General features: G+C 51.2%; 17 protein-coding genes. 5 read left to right on the top strand and 12 right to left on the bottom strand.

All coding sequences use genetic code 11. The features are described from left to right. Position 1 precedes the first annotated feature (1 nt). Positions 2-3,103 carry a T9SS type A sorting domain-containing protein gene (locus tag J7619_RS31035; protein WP_291208439.1) on the top strand — a complete coding sequence of 1,034 codons (3,102 nt, stop codon included), beginning with the start codon at positions 2-4 and terminating at the stop codon, positions 3,101-3,103. Here the strand turns inward: J7619_RS31035 and J7619_RS31040 are convergent. From J7619_RS31040 to J7619_RS31070, 7 genes are read right to left on the bottom strand one after another with little or no spacing between them, the layout of a single operon-like run. Then, on the bottom strand, positions 3,100-4,149 hold the full coding sequence (locus tag J7619_RS31040) for a hypothetical protein (protein ID WP_291208442.1): 1,050 nt from the start codon (positions 4,147-4,149) through the stop codon (positions 3,100-3,102). The genes J7619_RS31035 and J7619_RS31040 overlap by 4 nt on opposite strands. 7 nt (positions 4,150-4,156) lie before the next feature. Next, a complete protein-coding gene (locus J7619_RS31045; RefSeq protein WP_291208445.1) occupies positions 4,157-5,767 on the bottom strand; it encodes an FAD-dependent oxidoreductase in 1,611 nt (536 codons plus the stop codon). Next, a complete protein-coding gene (locus tag J7619_RS31050) occupies positions 5,764-7,296 on the bottom strand; it encodes a polyamine aminopropyltransferase (protein ID WP_291208448.1) in 1,533 nt (510 codons plus the stop codon). The genes J7619_RS31045 and J7619_RS31050 overlap by 4 nt, the downstream gene beginning before the upstream one ends. After that, complete coding sequence (locus J7619_RS31055; RefSeq protein ID WP_090387275.1) at positions 7,297-7,503, bottom strand: DUF350 domain-containing protein; 207 nt, start codon at positions 7,501-7,503, stop codon at positions 7,297-7,299. A gap of 24 nt (positions 7,504-7,527) precedes the next feature. Next, positions 7,528-7,707: a hypothetical protein gene (locus tag J7619_RS31060; RefSeq protein ID WP_291208453.1), complete on the bottom strand. Its 180-nt coding sequence runs from the start codon at positions 7,705-7,707 to the stop codon at positions 7,528-7,530. Positions 7,708-7,719: 12 nt separating this feature from the next. Further along, positions 7,720-9,597 (bottom strand): DUF4178 domain-containing protein, encoded by a 1,878-nt coding sequence (locus tag J7619_RS31065; RefSeq protein ID WP_291208455.1) that lies wholly within the window; start codon positions 9,595-9,597, stop codon positions 7,720-7,722. 2 nt (positions 9,598-9,599) lie between these two features. Beyond that, positions 9,600-9,956: an S-adenosylmethionine decarboxylase family protein gene (locus J7619_RS31070; RefSeq protein ID WP_291208458.1), complete on the bottom strand. Its 357-nt coding sequence runs from the start codon at positions 9,954-9,956 to the stop codon at positions 9,600-9,602. 152 nt (positions 9,957-10,108) lie between these two features. Here J7619_RS31070 and J7619_RS31075 point away from each other — a divergent pair, with 152 nt between their 5' ends. The 3 genes from J7619_RS31075 to J7619_RS31085 all read left to right on the top strand — a co-directional run bounded on the left by J7619_RS31075 (position 10,109) and on the right by J7619_RS31085 (position 12,562). Beyond that, entirely contained in the window at positions 10,109-10,993 is an 885-nt protein-coding gene (locus tag J7619_RS31075) for an alpha/beta hydrolase (protein ID WP_291208461.1), read from the top strand. A gap of 79 nt (positions 10,994-11,072) precedes the next feature. Then, the gene (locus J7619_RS31080; RefSeq protein ID WP_291208464.1) at positions 11,073-11,933 is read left to right on the top strand and encodes an alpha/beta fold hydrolase; all 861 of its coding nucleotides are present in this window, start codon (positions 11,073-11,075) and stop codon (positions 11,931-11,933) included. A 194-nt stretch (positions 11,934-12,127) separates the two neighbouring features. Then, entirely contained in the window at positions 12,128-12,562 is a 435-nt protein-coding gene (locus J7619_RS31085; protein WP_291208467.1) for an FKBP-type peptidyl-prolyl cis-trans isomerase, read from the top strand. Positions 12,563-12,635: 73 nt separating this feature from the next. On the opposite strand, the gene J7619_RS31090 is transcribed toward J7619_RS31085, so the two are convergent. The 5 genes from J7619_RS31090 to J7619_RS31110 form a co-directional block, all read right to left on the bottom strand. Then, positions 12,636-13,343, bottom strand: coding sequence for a hypothetical protein (locus tag J7619_RS31090; protein ID WP_291208470.1), 708 nt, complete (start codon positions 13,341-13,343; stop codon positions 12,636-12,638). A gap of 158 nt (positions 13,344-13,501) precedes the next feature. After that, positions 13,502-16,621 carry an efflux RND transporter permease subunit gene (locus tag J7619_RS31095; protein ID WP_291208472.1) on the bottom strand — a complete coding sequence of 1,040 codons (3,120 nt, stop codon included), beginning with the start codon at positions 16,619-16,621 and terminating at the stop codon, positions 13,502-13,504. Between the two features lie 209 nt (positions 16,622-16,830). Next, complete coding sequence (locus J7619_RS31100; RefSeq protein ID WP_291208475.1) at positions 16,831-17,919, bottom strand: efflux RND transporter periplasmic adaptor subunit; 1,089 nt, start codon at positions 17,917-17,919, stop codon at positions 16,831-16,833. 15 nt (positions 17,920-17,934) lie between these two features. Next, entirely contained in the window at positions 17,935-19,185 is a 1,251-nt protein-coding gene (locus J7619_RS31105) for a TolC family protein (protein WP_291208478.1), read from the bottom strand. 153 nt (positions 19,186-19,338) lie between these two features. Next, entirely contained in the window at positions 19,339-20,034 is a 696-nt protein-coding gene (locus J7619_RS31110) for a response regulator transcription factor (protein WP_291208481.1), read from the bottom strand. A gap of 221 nt (positions 20,035-20,255) precedes the next feature. Between J7619_RS31110 and J7619_RS31115 the strand changes: the two genes are divergently transcribed. Next, positions 20,256-21,125 (top strand): GNAT family N-acetyltransferase, encoded by an 870-nt coding sequence (locus J7619_RS31115; RefSeq protein ID WP_291208484.1) that lies wholly within the window; start codon positions 20,256-20,258, stop codon positions 21,123-21,125. Positions 21,126-21,194: the final 69 nt, after the last annotated feature.

The following is a 21,194-nucleotide window of genomic DNA, read 5'->3' on the forward strand; positions in this document are numbered from 1 at the left end:
CATGAAAAAATATCTTTACTTCCTGCATTTAGTGCTGTCGACGACAACCTGCTGTATCGCACAAAAACAGATTACCAATTTCGATAACAGCAATAACAAACAAGCGCTCAATCCGGTGTATCAGTCGCAAATCGGAAACCGGATGATCTTCTCCCTGTTTTCTCCGGCAAATGGTAACGAGCTATGGGTTTCGGACGGGACAAAGGCAAACACAAAGCTTCTAAAGGACATTGTTCCAGGGTATCAAGACTCCTACTCTACCGATTTCGCTAAATTCGGCGATCTCTTGTATTTCGTCGCCAACGGGACTGAAATCTGGAAAACCGATGGTACCCCGGCTGGCACGGAAAAGCTGTTGCGCTCCGACAGCACGCTGAACCTGAACATCGTGGCGGAAAAGCTGCTCGTGACTTTCCGGAATAGTTTTACCCAGCAGTTTTCATTTGCGTGGCTGGACGCCGCTGGGCAAACTGATTTTCTGAATGAAGATGCGACCACTTTTAAATACTCCGGCGGAAGTCTGTACTACGGTTTATATGATTCGACCGCTAAGAAATGGACGCTGAAAGTGTTTGACAGCGAAGCAAGGATTCTTGCAACCCATCCCGGCCCTCCGCTGAACGACATCCTGATAGAAAGGCAAAATGGATACGAATATATAGCCGTCGATGCCGGGTATGTTGAAAAGAAACTGGTGGTAGTCCCTGCGAACCGAACTGAAAATGCCAAAACGTACGATTGGAACCGGGGTGCTGCACCGCTCATGCTGCGGGACAACGCCGGCGCACTTTATCTGATCAACGACGGCATTTATTCCAAAAACAACCTGGGACTGAAAGTATTCAAAGTCATCGAGGGGCATAACTGGGAAACCGTCGGTGATCTGGAATCGAGCATGATGTATGCGAAAACGCCCACAGGTTCGGTAGAAGGTCCGTTTCATACCAACTTCGTGATTGACGGCGACCAGCTTACTTTTACCACGCTTTTTGGCTACGAAAGCATTTACTCATCCTATCTGGGTGTTTTTGATTTTAAAAAGAATACCAAACGCATTTCGCCCATGCTTCCGAGGGAGGTTACCGGGCGCCAGGTGCAGGTGGTGCCGCAGTCTCGCGACGTGTTCGAGATTCGATACGGCTACGCGAAATGCATTTATAATATCGCCGAGAACAAACCCGTATCTGTCGAAATGCTTCCTTTTGGCTTTCAAAAAGTTATGGTTGCCAACAAGGAATATGAACTTTCAGACAATGTATACACCGGCATCGGTACCCTCCGTCTGCCGCTGGTCAGTACCCGGCCGATTTATGCTGAAAAATACCTGGCTCACAGAGCTGTACTCGATAACCGGCTGCTATTCTGGACGAATAATGAAGCGCAACGCACCGGAAAACTGTGGGTAAGCGATGGTAAGACAACATCCGAGCTGTTGTCTTACGAGGGCACGGTGATATCCTGGAAGATGGCAACGGATTCTATCAGGGCGGGAAACCAGATCGTGTTCACCTCGGCGAGCATGCAAGGCATCAGGATCTTCAAAACAGACGGCACCAAAGCCGGAACCCGCGAACTTTATGTTTACCCAACCACCGACTGGCCAACTTTGGATAAAACGATCACCAACAACCGCATGGCTGTGTTTGAATTCTTCGCGGCCGGAAAGAAGGTGGGCCTTGTTACCGATTTGGAAAAAGTCTGGGAAATTGACAATGCGCGGTTCGAGCAGCGGGAATTCCACGCAACTTCCAACGACATTTTCATGGTCCATGCAGCGGTCAAAAACGGGATGAGTTATGACATGGTCTATCGATTTGAAAATGGCGACCCGAAACCGATCGAGCTCAACAAAGGCGGTGCCGATCCTATGAGTCCCCAGATTTTCGAAAAACGGATTTACTATATGCTGCGCAACAGCAATGGCTATCTGAACGATATTTGTTATACCGACGCCGGCTCCGATAAAGTCAACCGTCTTTTCAACGGCTCGATGACTTACCTGTTCCGCAAGGGCGATTGCCTGATCGCCGGCACCAAGAGCGGGCAGGATGTAAAAATTTACAGGGGAAGTACAGCCGAATTGCTGGGTGAATTCACCAACGTGCAACCCGTCGACGTCATGACGGGCAATATCGCCACGCTTTTGGGGACACGCCAGATCGTGATTGTACACAACGATAACGTTGTCAGTCAGCAATTTACCGAGGATATTGAATCTACGCAGACCGTTCCCCAGGGCGTACTGATCAAAGTCAGAAGCAATGCCGGCAGCTCCTGGTATGTATACGACCAGAAACGCGGCAAAATTATTAATCTCTTCAAAGACCAGTCAGCCGAATTCACGCTGGCGGGGCTTGGCGACAAGTTGGTGTTCAACGATATGGGAAATAACCGGCACCCCATCCTGGTAGATATTGCCAATGGGAAACGCGTCGATTTCCCGGCGGGAGTTTTTGTGATCAGGTCTCTGAACGAGGATCTTGCACTGGTAGCCGATCCGGCCATTCCTTCGTCCGTGAGCGTCTACTCGGTAGCGGGCGATGTTCCTGTAAAAAAATACCAGGTGCCCGGCTGGTATGACGCCCTCGGCAGCCCTCTTTCCAATTATACATCCTTCAATACCACTGCTACCGGTTTTGAGCTTGCCCGCTTTGACAGCGATTCGCTGTATCGCTTTCCCGAAATCGTCAAAGGCCAGGAGGGCATCTCATTACAGGAAGCTTTCCATTTCAAGGGAAGCGTGTATGCATCGGCTTTCACCTATTCGAAAGGCTTACAGGTATGGAAAATGGACGAAATGCCTCTTTTTCCCGACCATGACGGCGAGCTGGTGGTGACACACCCCGACATACCCGACCGCATCGGCAACCTGCCCGACAACCTGAATTTGAATGTGTATCCGAATCCGGTTATGAACGACCTTAACATTGATCTGAAAGAAGGCGGGTTGATCCGGATCCTGGATCCGAAGGGATATGAGCTACTTAAACTCACGGTTGGTAAGACTAAACGACTGGACGTCAAAAGCCTGCCTCCGGGTCAATATGTAATCATCTATTCGGGCGCCAACGGCCAGGCCGTCAAGAAAATCGTGAAGCTTTAATGCTGTCCCTTCTTCCAAATGAAGCCGTCGATCACGTAATGGGTGATTTGAGGGACAGCCAGTAGCGGCACGATTAATGCGAGTGCCGGTTTTCCTACCATAATCGGAAATTGATGGAACAGGGCAAAAAGGTTCCGGTGCTCTTTCCAGACGGTCCAGTCCCAAAGGCCCTCTTCAAACCAGGCCAGCAGGAAGATCAGTCCCAGGAAAAGCGCAACACCATATTGTCCGAAGAAAAGCGGCAACCACCTTCCCGATTCCGGACGGGCAGCTTCCTTTTGCCCGAATATCCAGATCAGTGCCATGTAGGGGATACCGTGGCTGACGACGTTCAGCAGGGTAAACGCCAGGTCGCCATTGAAATACACAATCCCAAAATACCAGGACACCAGCGTGCCGGTAATGACTCCGATCCGCGGGATGTTAAGACTTCTGAAATGCAGCCAGTAATGTACTTCTTTGCATACATATACCACCAGCATGACGCAATATACACCTGTGGCCGCATTCAGGGCCGGTCGGGAGGCGGCGATCAGGAATTCGTTCTCGATAAACCAGTTGAAGTTACGGCCGCCATGCAGGTGCCAGTACAGCAGCGGATAGATCGTCGCATAATAAATCACAAACTGATCGACATGCCGGTACCAGGCGGGCGTATGTTCGAAACGACTGTACAAACGCATGAATCCATACTGCTGCCGCACAAAATGATAGACAGCCAGGTAAGCCAACACCCGCCAGAACCATAACCCGCTCAGCGAGTAAATACCTGCCCCAACCAGCAACGCCAACACCGGAATACCAATCAACAGCGGTTTGAAACGATGGTAGAGCTCCTTGTTCAGGTACGTGCGGTAGAGCGTGCTATACACGTGCGCGACGTCGATAAGCAATATCAAAACTACCCACCAGGCATCGGGCATATGTGCATTGCCCTGAAAAATGGCAGGAAAACAAATAACCACCGCCAGGCTCAGGAACGGCGGTGCGAGGATAAAAAGAATGTCGGTTAGCGGCTTACCCAGCCAGGGCTGCTGTTTTTCCATCAGACGTTCAGGTTTGTTCCAGGAGCTTCCTGGCAGCTTTGATACCCTGATAAAAGCCCTCCTCGAATATACTCACACCAGCCAGATCGGTGTGTGCGAAATGAATAGCCGCGCCGACGCTCTTCGAAAGTGCCTTTCTCACCTCACCGGTGACCATCCCCGGCCGCGGCTGCACCATGGCGTGGCCCCAGAGCATGATATCGATACGCTCTGTCCGCTCCCGGATGTCGGGATGCACGCGTTGCAGGTCGGCAAGTACTTTTTCCGCCCAGAATGCGTGTCCGGCACGAAACGCTTCCCTGCGTGCGACCTCGGGCGAGGTGTGCGTGAGCGGGAGGTAGTAAGTAAGGTTTCGCCGCTCCTTCCGTTGCTGTACCTGCTGGTGGGTAGCATCCACATAGCCCAATGAAGCACTTCCGTAAATCACATTATCCCAACTGGCGGGCTGGCCACCGCGTTCATGCAAGTCGCCGACGGTCAGATTTGCGACCATCCAGGGTACGTAGCGAAAATGATCGGTTACCGCTTTCCCCCGTTCGGTATCTCCCAAAAGCCGGGCAGCAACGAATTGCGGCACCGCCAGAATGCAATGCCTGGCCTTCAACCCTCTGAGCTGTCGCGAGGCGACATCAAGGTAGCTGACTTTCACACCGTCCGCCGTAGCATTGACGGACGTTGCCAATGCTCCGGTAGCAATTTTGCCGTCGAGATTCTGACGCAGCGCCTCGATCAGGAACCCGTTTCCCTGCTCCCAGGTAAGTACGTCGTTATATGCCGCATTGGCCGCTTTGCCTTTTCTGGAAGCAAAGTAATGAATCCCTGCCCAGGCGCTCACTACATCGTAAGGAGTGCCAAAATCGTCGCGGGTACAGTAATCGATGTACCAACGAATGTATTCGCTCGTCAAATGCTGGCTGTCCAACCACGCTTTCATCGTCACGCGGTCGAGCGCGCGCAGCGATTCGTCGCGGCTCGAAGTATCGACCGGAATACTGAATGCATCGAGGCCGTCGGAGCCTTTTAGCTTTTTGAAATGATCGATGAGGGAAAAGAACTTTTTGAATTCAGCCAGCTCGGCCGCATTCAGCCCGAAGTTCGGGATCAGGCCCTCCTGCCAATGGCCGTTGATGTACAAACGTTCCTCGGGATCGTGGCAGAGGTAAAATTCGTCGTATACGGGCAAACCGGCCTGGTCATAGCCGGTTATCACTTTGGCTTCTTCCAAAAATGAGAGGTATTCGGTCAGGTTATTGTTCGGCACCGGCACATAATGCGCTCCCCAGGGATATCTGGAAAATGCATTGCGCCCCGAAGCCGCATTACCACCGGGTTGCTGTTCCAGATCGAGCACGATAAGGTCCTTTATCCCCTGTTGCGACAGGTACCTTGCCGCCGACAAACCGCTCACCCCCGCACCAATTATCACCACTTCCCTGGTTTCGTATTCCGCAGGCGGATTGAAACTGTGGTCGCGCAGTAAATGTCCCGCCGCAGCCGAAGCGCCCACTATCTCCCCGGGAATAACTGTGCTACCATTCCTTTTCTCACTGCAGGCATGCAGGAGCGGAGCGGCAACGGCCATGCCGGCGGTTAGTCTGATGAATTCGTCCCTTCTCATTGATCCAGGTATTTGCCCCACTCCTTTTCAAAATAATTCACCAAAGCCTGGTTATTCAGCTTGTTCACTTCCAGCGGCTCGTGGGCCAGCATATCGGCGGGAAATTGCAGCATTTGCTCCATCACCGCCTGACTAATGTACTTTTTCTCGATCGCAAACGTGTCGGGAAGCTGATAACCTCCCGATTGCCGGGCCATGACATACCCCCATTCGCCGAATGACGGCACATAGTTATGATACGGAATTGTCTGAAAACCGGATGCTTTGAGCGTTTCATTGACACACCAGAAACTCTTAGGCGCCACATACGGCGACGTGCTTTGCACCACTGCCACCGCTTGCGGCGTCATGGCGGTTTTCAGCAATCGGTAAAACGCCGTAGTATACAGCTTGCCGACCGAAAAGCCGGACGGGTCCGGGAAATCGATGATCACGCAATCGAACTGCTTTTTATTCTCTTTCAACCAGATAAATGCATCTGCATTCGTTACGGTCACCCGCGGATCTTTCAGCGAATGCCGGTTGATTTCGGCCAGAATATCCTGGGTGGTGAACAGCTTCGTCATCACCGGGTCGAGGTCCACAAGCTGCACTTTCTGGACTGATGGGTATTTCAATATCTCCCTGGCCGCCAGCCCGTCGCCCCCGCCGAGGATGAGCACGTTACGGGGCCCGGCGGCTGCTGTCATCGCCGGATGCACGAGCGCCTCATGATAGCGGTACTCGTCGGCCGAACTGAATTGAAGGTTATTGTTCAGATACAGCCGGAGATCGTGCTTGTTTTTGGTGATCACGATCCGCTGGTAAGGTGTGGAGGTGGAATAAACAACGTGATCATTATAGGCGAGCGTCTCGCTGAAACTCATAATCTGCTCGGAGAAAATGAATGCCGCCACCTCGGCGATCAGGATCAGAATGCCGCTGAAGCGGATAGCCGTAACGCTCCTCACTTCCCCGGCGAAATACCGGCAGAGGTATAACCCTACGCCTACATTCAGCAAACCGAAGAACAAACTCGTGCGGATCAGCCCGAGGTACGGCACAAAAATCAGCGGGAAGATCAGCGAGGCCAGCAATGCCCCGATATAGTCATAGGTAAAAACCCTGCTCACCAGCTCGGCGAACTCCACCTTATCCTTCAAAATCCGCAGGAGAAGCGGTATCTCAATCCCTACCAGAATACCGGTCACCCCTACCAGCGCATATAACACGGGTTGGAAACTGAATGCGAGCGGGAACACGAGAAACAGCAGGATCGCACTGAAACCGCCCACCAGCCCGACCAGCAGTTCTATCCTTATAAACCATTCGAGCAGATCGTCATTGAAAAACCGGGAGAGGTAAGACCCTATCCCCATTGAAAAAAGGTACACGCCGATGATGATACTGAACTGCGTGACGCTGTCACCCAGCAGGTAACTTGCCAGCGTTCCCGCAACCAGTTCGTAAATCAATCCGCACGTAGCGATGATGAACACCGCCACGAGCAGCACCCACTGCGCACTGTTCCTGCCTGCCGTATTTTTCATTTACCCGTGAATTGCCGACGCGATGATAATGGCAATCGCCAGCATGAAAAAGCCCGCGAAGATGGCCAGCGCCACGTTCTTGTTTTCCATGATTTCCCGCCGGAGGTTATGCTTCGGAGTGAGTATTTCAATAGCGGCAAATGTGACAAACAGGACCAATATGCCTATGCCCGAGTACACGAGCGAGCTGATGATGTATTGTTGCATCGATATATGTTTAGGTTTGAATGACTATTTATGGTGCATGATGCCGTTGCTGTGCGAGATTCCGCTGGAACTCCATTGCTCCTGGTTATCAAACGATAAAATCCGGTCGCCATACAGATTGGCGTACGCCAGCCAGGCCAGCAGTACCGCCACGTACACAAAGTACCATTTCATCGGCAAGAGTTCTTTTAAAAGTTCTTTCATGTTTTTCATGTTTTAGGAATTGGCAAACTCACTGTTAGCCCAGCGTGCACTTTCTGAATAGTACCTTATAGTCCCCATGATCGCCGGCCACAGGAAAAGCAATATGACCACAATCCAGATGTTCCGGTACGTGGTGACATCGTACACCAGCTTTCCGGTGAACAGCCCCGCCCGGGTATATTGATTTGAATCCCGACTGGCTGTCATTTGCAGGAAGTAAGTTCCGGCAGGTATCTTGGTGAAATGGATGGTTTGGTTCTGGGAACCTTCCGTCCAGTATTCACCGTCTTCGGTACCGGAATAAAACTCGATACCCTCCTCGGCGCTGTATTCATTACCGTTTACGGCATTGACGAGCGTTGCATTAAGCTCTAACCAGGTATTGCTCAGCGGCGCGTTAAAATCCAGTTCAAGGTTACTGCTGCTTTTCTCCAGATCGAATTTGGGGGAAATAAAAAGCTGTGTGTTCAGCGAATCCGAAAAGGTATACTCGGAGTTAAAAATCACACGATTGGTGTGCGTGCTGCCTGTCAGTATCTGCACCAGCATCGCGAGCAGCAATGCAATTCCGCCCGATTTCACGATCGTTTCGGTACTCACATTGACGAATGATGGCTGCGCTGGAGCAATGCCCGCACGCTCGAGAAGCGAGCTGGTGGTTTGCTCGGCAATCACTCCACGCGGCACATATTTCCCTCTGAACCAGGTAACCCGCTTTTTGTGATCTTTCTCGATGCTTAGTATCTCCGGCGGAGCAATGTAGTCCATCGACTCCGTTTTCTCATGGTTCGAAAATACATTGCCGGGAAACTCGCCCAGTGCATAAAGAATGCGGTAATGGTATTTGGAATAACGCCTGAATTCCCGCTTATCAAAAATAATGCGGTGCAGCCTTGCGTCGGTCGGCTTCGGTGCATGCCGGGTTTCTTTCAGGTAAGTCCAATGCCCGTCCGACTCGGTGAGAAACATAAACCCGTGAAGCCTACTGTAAAGGGTGTATTCATGCCAGTAATCGGTACGCGAATTGGTGTCATATTTATGGGCAAGACCCACTACTTGGTAGTCTCCGCCTTCAATGGTAATGCCGTCGCCGATATCGAAACAAAATTCCTGATTATAAGTATGCAGGGCTCCGTGCGTAGCGTATTCTCCGCCGGCGTACGAATGCCGCGTTCCGCATTTGCCGCAAACCCAGCTCTGCCCGTACGGATAGGTTAGCACAAGGCTTTCAGCATTGCAGGTGCGACAGGCAAAAACCTTCCCTTCCAGCCCGGTCTCCCTAGTATTACCCAGAAAAAGCAGTTCCGGTTCCACGTCGTAGCAAGCAAATGCGATGGCTAACGTTTCATTGTACGCGACCAGCTCCACATGTTCTGTATCGGAAGTTGCGTCAATACTATTATGCCGGTCGGGCAAGGCCGGAACATGCACATTGCCTTCAATTTCCATCGCGCGGCTTTCGTTCCGGGATGTTACCCAGAACTCCCGGTCGTCAGGCAGGTTCAACATCTGCCCATCGGACCTGAATTTCCGGGCTATGGTCGCATCATTGAACGGCAGCGCCTCGCAGATTGTGTACATTCCATAACCTTCTGCTAAATGGCGCGCTAGACCATCGTTGCAGTCGAGCGTCCAGTAATTGTAGGCTTGATCTTCGAAAAGTACTCGCAGCCTGCCAGTGACGGTAAACGCGACGTCTTTCCAGTTTCCTGTAGTACCGGGCTGAATAACATCAGCGGAGGACTGAATTGTCTCCATTTTGACTTCCGTCAAGTCATCTCCCGCGCGGTACCACACTTTTCCGCAGCCGCACCCAGCCAGATTGTTGCCTCCCTGAAAATACACCGGTTTGCCGCAGGATGGGCAAATCGCAAGTTTGCTGGTTCCCATGGTTATCGGGTGATTTGGTTTTCAGAAACAACTTCGGCTTCGAAATAGGCAGTAACCCGGTCGAAAATAGCCCGTACGGTGCCATTGTTGACCCGCTGAAAATTGCTCAGGTAAATATCCAGGTTAACTTTGCCGAATTCCGGCCAGGTATGCACCGAGAGGTGGCTTTCACTGAGACAAATAATACCCGTAAAGCCGCCTGGTTCGAAATCATGGTATACCTCGCCCAGTTTTTGCAGGTCAAACGTGCGGGTGAGATCGTCGGCCAGGCTCTTAAAACCGTCGTGTCCGGCCAATAAGGCCGTTTTGTCGGAATGGAGCGTGGCAATAAGGTGCAATCCGGGAGTATAAGTTTCCAATAGAGACAGGTCTTTGATAACAAGCAATTTTATAAAAAACCCGGCAATGCGCAAGGTGTAATTTATTTAAATGGTTACTTGCGTGCAACCATCGGGCACATAACTTGACAGGGCAACTTGCCGGTCCCTGTCCGGGAATCGCGACATGATATATGAAACAACACATGGCATATTTCAACAAATTGATTCTGGGCTGGTTGTATGCCCTGATGTTCATCGCCGCCACAGCGTCCGCCCAAACGGCCACCTATGCGGATGCCAAGGAAACAACGCTCTTCGACGAATCGTACGGGCCACATATCCTTCACAAGATGGACGTATACCTCCACCCGAAGCGCACGCGCGGGACACCGCTCGTGATCCTCGTGCATGGTGGCGGCTGGATGAACGGGGATAAGGAAGCCTGCAATTTCATGAAGGATTTCCTCTATCCGCAGGGCTTCAACATCATCAATATCAACTACCGGCTGGCCAACCAGACCGACTTGCATTATCAGGAAATCATGGACGATATTGACCTCGCCATCGCGCATATCCTCACCAGCGCCGACGAATGGCTCGTGCGCAAGGACAAATACATATTCTGGGGTGGCAGCGCCGGCGGCCACCTGGCAATGCTCTACACCTACAAATACGACCGCAACAATGTCATTGCCGCCGTCACCACACTCGGAGGCCCTACCCGCCTCGATGCCCCCGAAACCCTTAAAGGGGCCAAACAATCCGATCTCGAGGGCTTACTGCCCATCATCACGGGCGATCCCTGGAAACCCGGCGCATTTGCCCCGTCGTACCGGGCCGCCAGTCCGTATTATGCCCAAACCTTCAAGCCCACCTTGCTCATGCACGGCGAAGCAGACATGATCGTACCCGTAGCGCAAGCGCGCACGATGTACGCGCATTTGCAGGAATTGAAAGTACCTTCCGAACTCATTACGCTACCCAACGGCGGCCACGGCGGCGAAGGTACGCCACCGGAGATGGCCAGGCATATGGCCGGGAGGATTGTCGAGTGGGTGAAGAAATATGGTAGATAGGAGATTTGTTACAATGCGTACATTTTTAAAATTGTCTGTCCTTATACTTTTGCTTGGGTTCCCGGCCGGAGCACAATCCTTGTATTCCAGAGCGTTCGGAAAAGCAAGTGACGAACCAATCCTATTTTTGCATGGCGGCCCGGGCAGCAGCGCCGTCTACTTTGAAGCTACGACCGCCCAAAAACTCGCCGATGAAGGATTTTATGTAATCATTTACGACCGGCGCGGCGAAGGCAGGTCCAGGGACAGCACCGCCAGGATGAACTACGAAGAGTTTTTCGAAGATTTAAACACCATTTATCAAAAGTACCACCTTAACCGCGCCCATATAATCGGTTTCAGTTTCGGTGGACTTGTTGCTACGCTTTACGCGGAAAAACACCCTGAAAAAGTCAGGTCTGTTGTCCTCGCAAGCGCATTGGTTTCCCAGCAGGCGTCGTACAACACCATTCTCAAATCCGTTGAACGTATTTACCGGGATCAAAACGATTCGGCCAATCTCGCACAGGTAAATGCCATCAGGGAAATGGATAATAATTCCCTTCCTTACAGAACGGCTGTTTTTGCGCACGCCTCCAAAAATAGTTTTTTCAGCCTTCCAAAACCCGATTCGGAAGCCAGGCAAATCTATTCGACCTACCCAACCGACACATTAATCGCCCGGTACGTGAAAAACGAGCGGGCCGTGGAAACGCTCTGGAAAAATGAAGTTCGAAAGAACATCGATGTCACGCCAGTCTTGAAAAAACTCAGAAACAGGAAGGTCCCGGTATACGCCATTTACGGAAAACAGGATGGACTTTACTCAAAGAAACAGATTGCGTATTTGTCTCATATAACAGGTAAGTCGAGATTGGTTTATCTCGATAACTGCTCACACACCTGCTTTATTGATCAACAGGCACGGTTTATCGGAGCGTTAAAGTCGCGGCTTAAATGAAGCACATAAACAATTATCAATCAGTGATTTACGGTAATACAATTAAAAAAAACACAGATCGTTACGCAAACTTTTACAACACGTTAACAAACTTTTACACCCATCCGAACCATATCGCATCACCTGACTGATATGTTTGAGACAAAACAGTTGAAAACGGCTTTTCTATTAAAGTACTTCAACACATGATCAGTATGCGCATCAATTCCAGCAAGTTGAATTTCCTGACAGCACTTAAAAAAGCCCGCTTTTTCGTCCTTGCTTTCCTGCTCGTTTCCTGCATCTCCACTAAAATGCAGCAATCGGCCTCCGGCCTTCAATATACCATTTTAAAGAAAGGCAATGGCCCGAAGGCGAAAATCGGGCAGGAGGTCCTGCTTTTTGAAACGACAAGCTACCGGACGGGGCAGGTATTGTATTCCAATGAAAATACCACTACACCTGTGAAGGTCCTCATCGGTGGCAACCAGGCGACTAAGGCTGTCGATGAAGCGCTTATGGGAATGCAGGAGGGAGAAATTAAGCAGATTATCGCGCCGCCTTATCTGGTGAAGCGAAAGGAATATCCTTCCAATGTCCACCCCGACTCTGCGCTGGTGATTAAAATGATCCTGCACAAAATTTTGTAGTAACCGCCTAAAAAACGAGGAGGCAGCTACTTTCATAACTGCCTCATTGCTGAACTTTCGATAAAAACGAATGCTACTTCGTAGTCGCCTCCGTTAGTTTCACTTTCACGGAAGTATAATATAAGGTAGTGGTTGCCTCGAAGCCGGAATCGGTTCCGAAAATGAGCCAGAGGTTACCGCTGGCGTCGGTCTTCCCTTTGAATTCTCCGGTTTTCGTGAGCAGCTTGTAGCCTACCTTATCCGTTCCATTACCGACGTCGCCGATGATTTTCATGTCCTTGCCGTCGTTTTTCTGCTGGATCTTGTCGATGTTCATGCGGTAATGGTCCAGGTTATCGACGGTCGTTTTGGGCTCGATGGGCACCGCACCGATGCCTACGCTTACGGCATTAGGCGCCCCGCCTACACCTATCCAGCCTTCCGAGGGCGCATCAGACGCAAATTCAAGCGTGAAAGCCGCATTGTATTCCTGGTTCGGTTTCAGGCCGGCGACTTTCTTTTTGAAATACATAAACAGGTCGTCGCTATGGTTATTCCCCGAAATGCGGAAGCCCTTTTTCTGGGTATCGAGTGGTGCCGGCAGGTTCGCAATCCCCTCTTCGAGCTTCCAATCCGTTTCCATCTTCACCGGGTAATCGGCAAAACCGGCTGTCCATCCTTTCTTGTCGCCGTTAAACTGGTCGTTAACCTCTATTTGCGCAGGCAGTCCCGGGCCACTGTCATCATCGTTGCAAGCAAGGAACAGGAATGGCAGGCCGAGCATCAAAACTAACTTTTTCATGAGCTGTTATTTGGTTTTAAAATCAGCTAAGTGATGCAAAACCGCGTCGATTTGGTTGGAACAATCTCACAAAAGTTATTCCTGCCCGGCCATGTCTTTCTGAAAATGAACGATCTAGTTCATGTTAAATTTTTGGGTAACCCTCTCAAAACACCTGGTTAGGAAGCCGCATACCGGGATGTTCTGCCCTGCTTTTTACGGTTGAAAAACGTGTAAATAATCGGGAAAACGAGCAACGTGAGAATGGTCGCCGTGATGAGCCCGCCGATCACCACGATGGCCAGTGGCTTCTGCGTTTCGGAGCCGATACCGGTCGACATTGCCGCAGGCAGCAAGCCTATCGCCGCCATCAGGGCCGTCATCACCACCGGCCTGATCCGCGATTTCACCCCTTGCCGCACGGCCTCTTCGAGTGGCATCCGCGCCGCCAGGTTTTTGTTGAATACCGAGATCAGTATCACCCCGTTTTGCACGCATAATCCAAACAATGCAATGAACCCCACGCCGGCCGATATTCCGAAATTCATATGCGTAACATGCAGCGCAAGGATTCCCCCAACCAATGCGAAAGGCACATTGGCGAGTACGAGCCCTGCATCCTTGGCATTGCTGAACATGATAAACAGCAGAATGAAAATACCTATAAGGCTCACCGGCACCACTTGCGCCAGCCGGTCGGTGGCGCGCACCTGGTTTTCGAATTCTCCCACCCATTCTACGGAATAACCCTTCGGCAAATCGGTCAGCTTTTCCTTCACGCGCTGCTGCGCCTCCGCGATGGTACCGCCCAGGTCTCTTCCGCGAACAGAAAATTTAACACCGATAAATCGTTTGTTATTGTCCCTGTAAACGAATGCAGGACCGGTGATTTTACGGATCGTCGCGATCTCCTTCAATGGTATTTTGCTGCCGGTAAGTGTCGGCACCATGAGTTGCTGAATGCTTTGCTCATCGGCGCGGTATTCCTCTTTGTAGCGCAGCCTGATATCGAATTTCCGCTCGCCTTCGTACAAAATAGAGGCAGTCTTGCCACCGATCGCCATTTCGATCACGGCCTGGGCGTCGGCCGTACTCACGCCGTATTGCGCCATTTTGTGGTCGTGGAGGATCACGCTGATCTCCGGCTGGCCGATGTTCCGGATCAGGCCGAGGTCTTTGATCCCGTCCACATTCCGCACAGCGTCCATGGCGATGTTCGCATATTTTTCCAGCTCCTGCAAATCGGAACCGAATATCTTGATACCGTTGCTTGCCTTGTAACCCGCCACGGCTTCGGCCACGTTGTCGACGATCGGCTGCGAGTAGTTGTAGAGAACGCCCGGATAGTTGCTCAGCAATTTGTTCATTTCATCGGTCAGCTGCTCGACGTTGATTTTCCGCTTCCATTCTTTCTGCGGTACCAGGTCCACCTGAAACTGGCAGAAATAGAACCCATTGGGATCGGTACCGTCGTTGGAGCGGCCCACCTGGGAAAGTACCTGCTTCACTTCCGGGAATGTTTTCAGGTCGCGGCGGATCTTTTGCGACATCTTCACGCTCTCCGGCAATGACATGCTCATCGGAAGTTCGGCCGTTACCCATAATGCCCCCTCATTCAGCTGGGGCAAAAACTCGGTCCCCAGCATAGTGGCAGAGAAAAGCGATGCACCCAGGAAAGCCGTCGCGGCGATCATGCTGATCTTTTTATGTCCGTAACACCATTCAAAACCCTTCGAAACAGTCTTGTCAAAGAAATTGACGATCGGGTTATTCCTCTCCCGCACATTCTTGTTCAGCAAAAACGAGCAGAGCACCGGCACCAGCGTTAGCGTGTAAAACAATGCCCCGAGTAATGCAAAACCCAGCGTGTAGGCCAGCGGGCTGAACATTTTACCCTCCACCTTCTGGAAACTGAAAATCGGGATCAATGCAGTGATAATAATGAGTTTAGAAAAGAAAATAGCTTTACCAAGCTCACCGCCCGTTTTTTTGATCAAACCTAATTTGGACAACCGGTTGAATCGCTCCATTCCCCGCTTGTGCGCCATATGATCGAGCGCGACAAACACGCCCTCGACCATCACCACAGCCCCATCGATGATAATCCCAAAATCGATCGCGCCCATCGAAAGTAGGTTGGCCGACATCCCTTTCAGGTACAAACACGTGAATGCAAAAAGCAATGCGAGCGGGATGATGATCGACACGATGACGGTAGTACGCCAGTCGGCCATGAACAGGAACACGATAACCGTCACAAACACAATGCCTTCCACCAGGTTATGCTTGACCGTATCGGCGCAGAACTCGATCAGGTTATCACGGTCGTAGAAAGTGACCATTTTCACGTCCGGCGGCAGTATTTTGGTGTTCAACTCCGTGATTTTCTCCTTGATACGCGCCAGTACCTCGCTCGGGTTCTCCCCTTTCCGCTGCACCACAATACCTTCCACGACATCGTCCTTACCATCCAGTCCAACCTGTCCCACGCGCGGCAAATCCGACTCTCTCACATCCGCTACATGCTTCACCAGCACCGGGTAATCCTTCACATACTCGACGATGATATTCTCGATATCCTGCACCGATTCCAGCAGCCCGATCCCGCGGACGACGTACGCCTGGCCGTTTTTCTCGATCACATCGCCGCCTACATTGATGTTGCTTTTCGTAACCGCTTCGTACACATCCGCAGGCGTGATATTGTATTTCGCCAGCGCAGTAGGATTCACCTGCACTTCGTAGATCTTCTCCCTTCCCCCAAATGCGACCACGTCGGCCACACCCGGCACGCTGCGCAACTGACGGTCGATTACCCAGTTCTGCAACGTGAGCAGCTCGCGGCTATCGCGGTCTTTGCTTTCGAGCGTGTACCTGAATATCTCACCGGTGGGACCGTATGGCGGCTGCACTTCGGGATCCACGCCGTCGGGTAGCGACACCGTCCGGAGCTGGTTATTCACCTGCTGCCGGGCAAAGAAATCCTCAACCCCGTCGTCGAATATGATCTTGATCACCGACAACCCGAACATCGTCACGCTCCGCACGTTGGCTTTCTTCTGCACGGAGTTCATCGCGATCTCGATCGGCTGTGTCACAAACCGTTCAATCTCTTCGGCGCTGCGGCCATTCCATTGCGAAACGATGATGATCTGGGTGTTGGTAATGTCCGGAAAAGCTTCCAGCGGCGTCGCCCGGTAGCTCGCCACACCCGCCACAACGAGCAGCCCGGTCAGGAAAAATATAAAAAAGCGGTTCCGAAGAGAAAACCCAACGATCCCCCTGATGAATTTGTTCATGATTCAGTTTTGAATGAGTGAATGGGTGAATTTTGAATGAGTGAATGAGTGAATTTTGAATGTGTGAATGAGTGAATAGATCGTTTATGAAACCGAGTTTTGAATGACTGAATTTTCAAAGGGAAAATAGAGGAGACAGGGCCAGCAAAGGCATTCACTCATTCACTCATTCGCTCATTCGCTCATTCAAAACTCATTCAATCATTCATTCATTGATTCAGCGCATTATAGATAAGCAACTGGTTTTTAGACACAACAGCTTCTCCATCTGCCAGCCCGCTGCTGATGTATGCGCGTTTGGAAAGACTGCGGAAAACGTCAACCGGTCGAGCCTCGATTTTACTTTTGCTCGTGAAAACGAGTACCCAGTTTTTGCTCCTGTCGAAAATCACCGCCTTGGACGGGATGGATTGCATCCGTGTATTTTCCTCGAAATTGAGGCCTACGGTGGCATGCATTTCGGGTTTAAGCCGGTAACCCGCATTCGAAAGCTGGATGCGGATCTTCATCGCCCGAGTTTCGGGGTCAAGGACATTGTATATTTTATCGACTTTGCCTTTGAAAACCTCGTCGGGAAAGCTGATCGTCTTGATATCTGCCGCCATACCTAGCTGGATTTTGGGAATATCGCTCTCACTGACATTGGCCATCACCCACACGTCGGAAATCTGCCCTACGGTAAAGAGGCTTTCCGAATTGTCGGAGCGGAGTTGCATGCCGCGGTTCACATTTTTGTCCACGATAAACCCGTCAATCGGCGAACGGACCACATAACCGGCTGATTTAGAAAGACCATATATCGCAAACACGGCTTTCACGCGATCGAGCTCCGCCTGCGATTTGTCGACCATTTGCCGGGCCGTAATCACCTCGCGCTCGGGTACGAGCTTGCTTTCAAAGAGATCTTCGGTCGAAGAGAGGTTTTTCCGTGCAACCAGCAGATCGGACTGTGCTTCAATCATTTGCCGTTCCACTTCGGCCACCTCGCCCGAACGGATCGTGGCCAGTTCCTGCCCTTTCCGTACGTGGTCACCGAGCTCCACTTTCACGTCCTCGACGTTCCCGCCCACCAGCGGAAACACCCTGATCACCCGGTTTTCGTCGGGCACGACCTTCCCTACCAGCGTCAGCTCGTTGCGTACGGTTTCCGTTCTGACGGTATCCAGCACGATCTGCCGCATCATCGAATCGGACAGCATAAATGCCCTGGATTCTTCCTGGGGACTGGTTTGGTTCCGACAGGACACAGCCGATACGGTCACCATTCCGCCCAGAATGGCAATTGCTATTTTTTGCATTGTGTATTTGATGGTTTAAAAGGCGAATAATTCCTCCCCTACGACAAAGTTCAGCTCTTCATACACTTTGATGCGGTCGGATTGCAGCCGGTTGAACTCCCGCACGCTCTCGTTGTAGGTTTCGATAAAATCGATGAATTCGAGGAGGGTTATATTTCTCTTCTGAAAATTGTCGTAAATGCCCCTGCTGAGTTGCGAAAACTGGTCGGTAAAGCGGTCCTCTACGCTCCGATAGGTATTTTCCGCCACGATTACCTTGTTCCAGGCCGCATTCACCTCGTTGGCAATGCTGTTCCTTTTCGCCGTTTCCTGTGTTTTGAAATAGCTAATCCCGCTTTTGGCGGCCCGGATATTCCCCTGGTTCCGGTTGAAGAATGGCAGGTCCATCGAAGCCGAAATACCGAAATAATGGTTCTGGTAATTGCTCGCCTGATCGTACACCGCGCCTAACTGTACATTCGGTTTCGCGAGGGTCTTTTGCAGGTTGTAGTTCAACTCGGCCTGTTTCACCGACGACTCGGCCACCTTCAAATCTGTCCGGCGCATTAATGCAAGTTCCCGCAACCGTTCCGGTACCTGCGCTTCAATATGGTACCGCGCCATGTCCAGGCTATCGACGACCGGCACCACATAAGCCTCGGTATTGCAGTAAATCCGCATATCACGCTGGTTTTCGGTTAATTCAAAAAGAATGTCCGCCCTGTTATTTCTAAGCTGAAAAAGCAGTGCTTTCAGGCGTACCACCTCTTTGAGAGACACATTGTTGCGGCCATACTCTTTATCGAACGCCTCCACGGTCGTTGCCAGCGTACCGATCTGATTATCCAGCAATTGCAATGTCTGGCGCAGGAAATGGGTTTCGAAAAAGAGCTGCCGGAGATCGAATTTCAGCGTCCGGGCAAGGTCGAAAAATTCCAGTTCGGTTTTCCGCGTCGTCTCCACATCGAGCGCCACTTGCTTCGTGCGCTTGCCGGCGCGGGTAATGACCTGTTGCAGGCTGATAAACTTCTGTCCTCCCTTGCCGACATCCAGCCACCCCCGCGAAGGGTTATAAGCGCTCAGTTCGACATTCAGGTTGGGGTTATCCCAAAGTTTGGCCTGAATTTCGGCGGCCTTGGCTATGTCGATCTGGTAGCGCTCCGCGAGCAAGGTCAGGTTGTTTTTTAAAAAGAGACTGTCCGCCTGCCGGACGGTCACTTTGAGGGTATCCTGGGCCTGTGAAACAAAGTTCACACAGGCCAGTAACCCGATCAGGTAAAATCGCATAACTCTTGTTTTTGACAATGCAAAGATTGGGAAACGGTGCATTCCCGTCACCATTTTTCCATTTAGAAAATCCTTAAAAGTAAATTAGAAGAAAATTAAAAATGGCGTCTGGACATCACTGAGGCACATTTTGGATACAAAACCCATCAAAACTCACTCCGCCATCAATATGTACCCCAGTCCGGGTCTGGTCTGGATCAGCTTCACATCATAGCCCTTATCAATCTTTTTACGCAGGTAGTTAATGTACACTTCCACAAAATTGGTCCCCGGGTCGAAATTCAAATGCCAGATATTCTTGGCCAGGTCCATCTTCGAAATGATCGTACCGGGGTGAAGCAAAAAGTATTCGAGCAAGGCGAACTCCTTGGCCGTCAACCCGATAAACTTCCCCGCACGGGTCACCACCTTCGTGTCGACGTTCAATTGTAAATCCGCTATGCCCAATATCCGTCTCCCCTCGCCCGATTTCCCGACAACCGAAAGGCGTAATGCCGCATTCACGCGAGCGATCAACTCTCTGAAATCAAACGGTTTAACAATATAATCCGTCGCACCGCGCCCCAAACCCTCAACCTTATCCTCCACCTCGCCATAGGCCGTGAGCATAATGACGGGCATTACCGGCTTGAATTGCCGGATGAGCCTGCACACGTCGAAACCATTCATTCCCGGCAGGTTAATATCCAGCAACACGAGGTCATAACGCCCTTCCAGTGCCATTTTTTTGCCGGCAAGCCCATCGCGGGCGATCTCGGCGTCGAAATCTTCCGATTGTAAAACCCGGTAAATGTTCTGCGCAATCCGCAGGTCGTCCTCGATAATGAGTATCGTTTTCTTCATCTTCATACATATTCCGATCAGGTTTGCGTCAAAAAGAAGAGTCAGGAGTGATGCAAAGATGGAGGTCCCGATTTGCAACACCCGCTGAAAGTGATTAGATTTTAATTAAATATCAGGCAAATGCATATTTCACCATTGAAAATCAGCGGATAGCTAAAAATGTATCAATCTACCCCGCCCAAAGGCGGCCAAAATCACCGCATTAGTATATACGTAATCCTAAAACCTTGGAAAATCCGATTACCATCCGACAAATGCTCCTTACCGACATCCCGTTCGGTATGCAGCTGGTGCAGCAGGCAGGCTGGAACCAGCTCGAAGCCGACTGGCGCCGCGCGCTCGCGCTCCATCCGGAAGGATGTTTCCTCGCTGAGCAGGCGGGGGCGCCTGTCGGAACTGTTACGAGCTGCATTTTGGATGGCCGGCACTCCGGTGAGCGGCCCCCCGTTGCCTGGATTGCGATGGTGCTGGTGGATACCTCCGCGCGGAACCAGGGCATCGGTCGGAGGCTGATGGAACACGCCATAGCACATTTGGACACGCTGGGGGTTGAAACACAAAGGCTCGATGCGACGATTTTTGGAAAAGGGCTGTATGAAAAACTGGGGTTTCAGGAAGAATATGAAGTGGTACGAATGAAAGGTATTCCCAAAATGCAGGGAAGCCTGGGCGACGAGGCGATGCCCTGGACACGGGAGACCTCCATCCCCGCAATTCTCGACCTCGATTTCCGCGTAACAGCTACGCATCGGCAGGCATTCCTGCATTCGTTACTCGGCTCGAATACTTTTTATTATTCCATGTTCGAAGACGAGCTCGCATATGCAGGCTCCCGCAGGGGACGCAATGCGGTGCAGCTCGGCCCGGCGGTCGCATCGACACCCGAAGCGGGCCGGCAGATTTGCGATGCGATGCTGCATCATTTTAATGGTTTACCCGTCTTTATCGACATTCCGGTCCCTAACAAGGCGGCATTACGCTGGGCCAAATCCATTGGATTGGAAGAACAGCGGCGGTTTATCAGAATGTACAGGGGTAAAAAGATAAATGATAAACCGGAGCTGATCTGGGCCAGTTCGGGCCCTGAAAAAGGTTAGAAAACAGGTTAACAAACAGCTGTTAATCATCGCTGCTCACCAATCCAAACCGTTCAATAATATTCCGTT

Source organism: Dyadobacter sp. (assembly GCF_017744695.1).
Taxonomy (GTDB): Bacteria; Bacteroidota; Bacteroidia; order Cytophagales; family Spirosomataceae; genus Dyadobacter.

Bases quoted from the DNA above. Each gene is read 5' to 3' on its own strand.
- J7619_RS31035 (WP_291208439.1), top strand. From the start codon at position 2: ATGAAAAAATATCTTTACTTCCTGCATTTAGTGCTGTCGACGACAACC.
- J7619_RS31040 (WP_291208442.1), bottom strand. From the start codon at position 4,149: ATGGAAAAACAGCAGCCCTGGCTGGGTAAGCCGCTAACCGACATTCTT.
- J7619_RS31045 (WP_291208445.1), bottom strand. From the start codon at position 5,767: ATGAGAAGGGACGAATTCATCAGACTAACCGCCGGCATGGCCGTTGCC.
- J7619_RS31050 (WP_291208448.1), bottom strand. From the start codon at position 7,296: ATGAAAAATACGGCAGGCAGGAACAGTGCGCAGTGGGTGCTGCTCGTG.
- J7619_RS31055 (WP_090387275.1), bottom strand. From the start codon at position 7,503: ATGCAACAATACATCATCAGCTCGCTCGTGTACTCGGGCATAGGCATA.
- J7619_RS31060 (WP_291208453.1), bottom strand. From the start codon at position 7,707: ATGAAAGAACTTTTAAAAGAACTCTTGCCGATGAAATGGTACTTTGTG.
- J7619_RS31065 (WP_291208455.1), bottom strand. From the start codon at position 9,597: ATGGGAACCAGCAAACTTGCGATTTGCCCATCCTGCGGCAAACCGGTG.
- J7619_RS31075 (WP_291208461.1), top strand. From the start codon at position 10,109: ATGAAACAACACATGGCATATTTCAACAAATTGATTCTGGGCTGGTTG.
- J7619_RS31085 (WP_291208467.1), top strand. From the start codon at position 12,128: ATGCGCATCAATTCCAGCAAGTTGAATTTCCTGACAGCACTTAAAAAA.
- J7619_RS31090 (WP_291208470.1), bottom strand. From the start codon at position 13,343: ATGAAAAAGTTAGTTTTGATGCTCGGCCTGCCATTCCTGTTCCTTGCT.
- J7619_RS31095 (WP_291208472.1), bottom strand. From the start codon at position 16,621: ATGAACAAATTCATCAGGGGGATCGTTGGGTTTTCTCTTCGGAACCGC.
- J7619_RS31100 (WP_291208475.1), bottom strand. From the start codon at position 17,919: ATGCAAAAAATAGCAATTGCCATTCTGGGCGGAATGGTGACCGTATCG.
- J7619_RS31105 (WP_291208478.1), bottom strand. From the start codon at position 19,185: ATGCGATTTTACCTGATCGGGTTACTGGCCTGTGTGAACTTTGTTTCA.
- J7619_RS31110 (WP_291208481.1), bottom strand. From the start codon at position 20,034: ATGAAGATGAAGAAAACGATACTCATTATCGAGGACGACCTGCGGATT.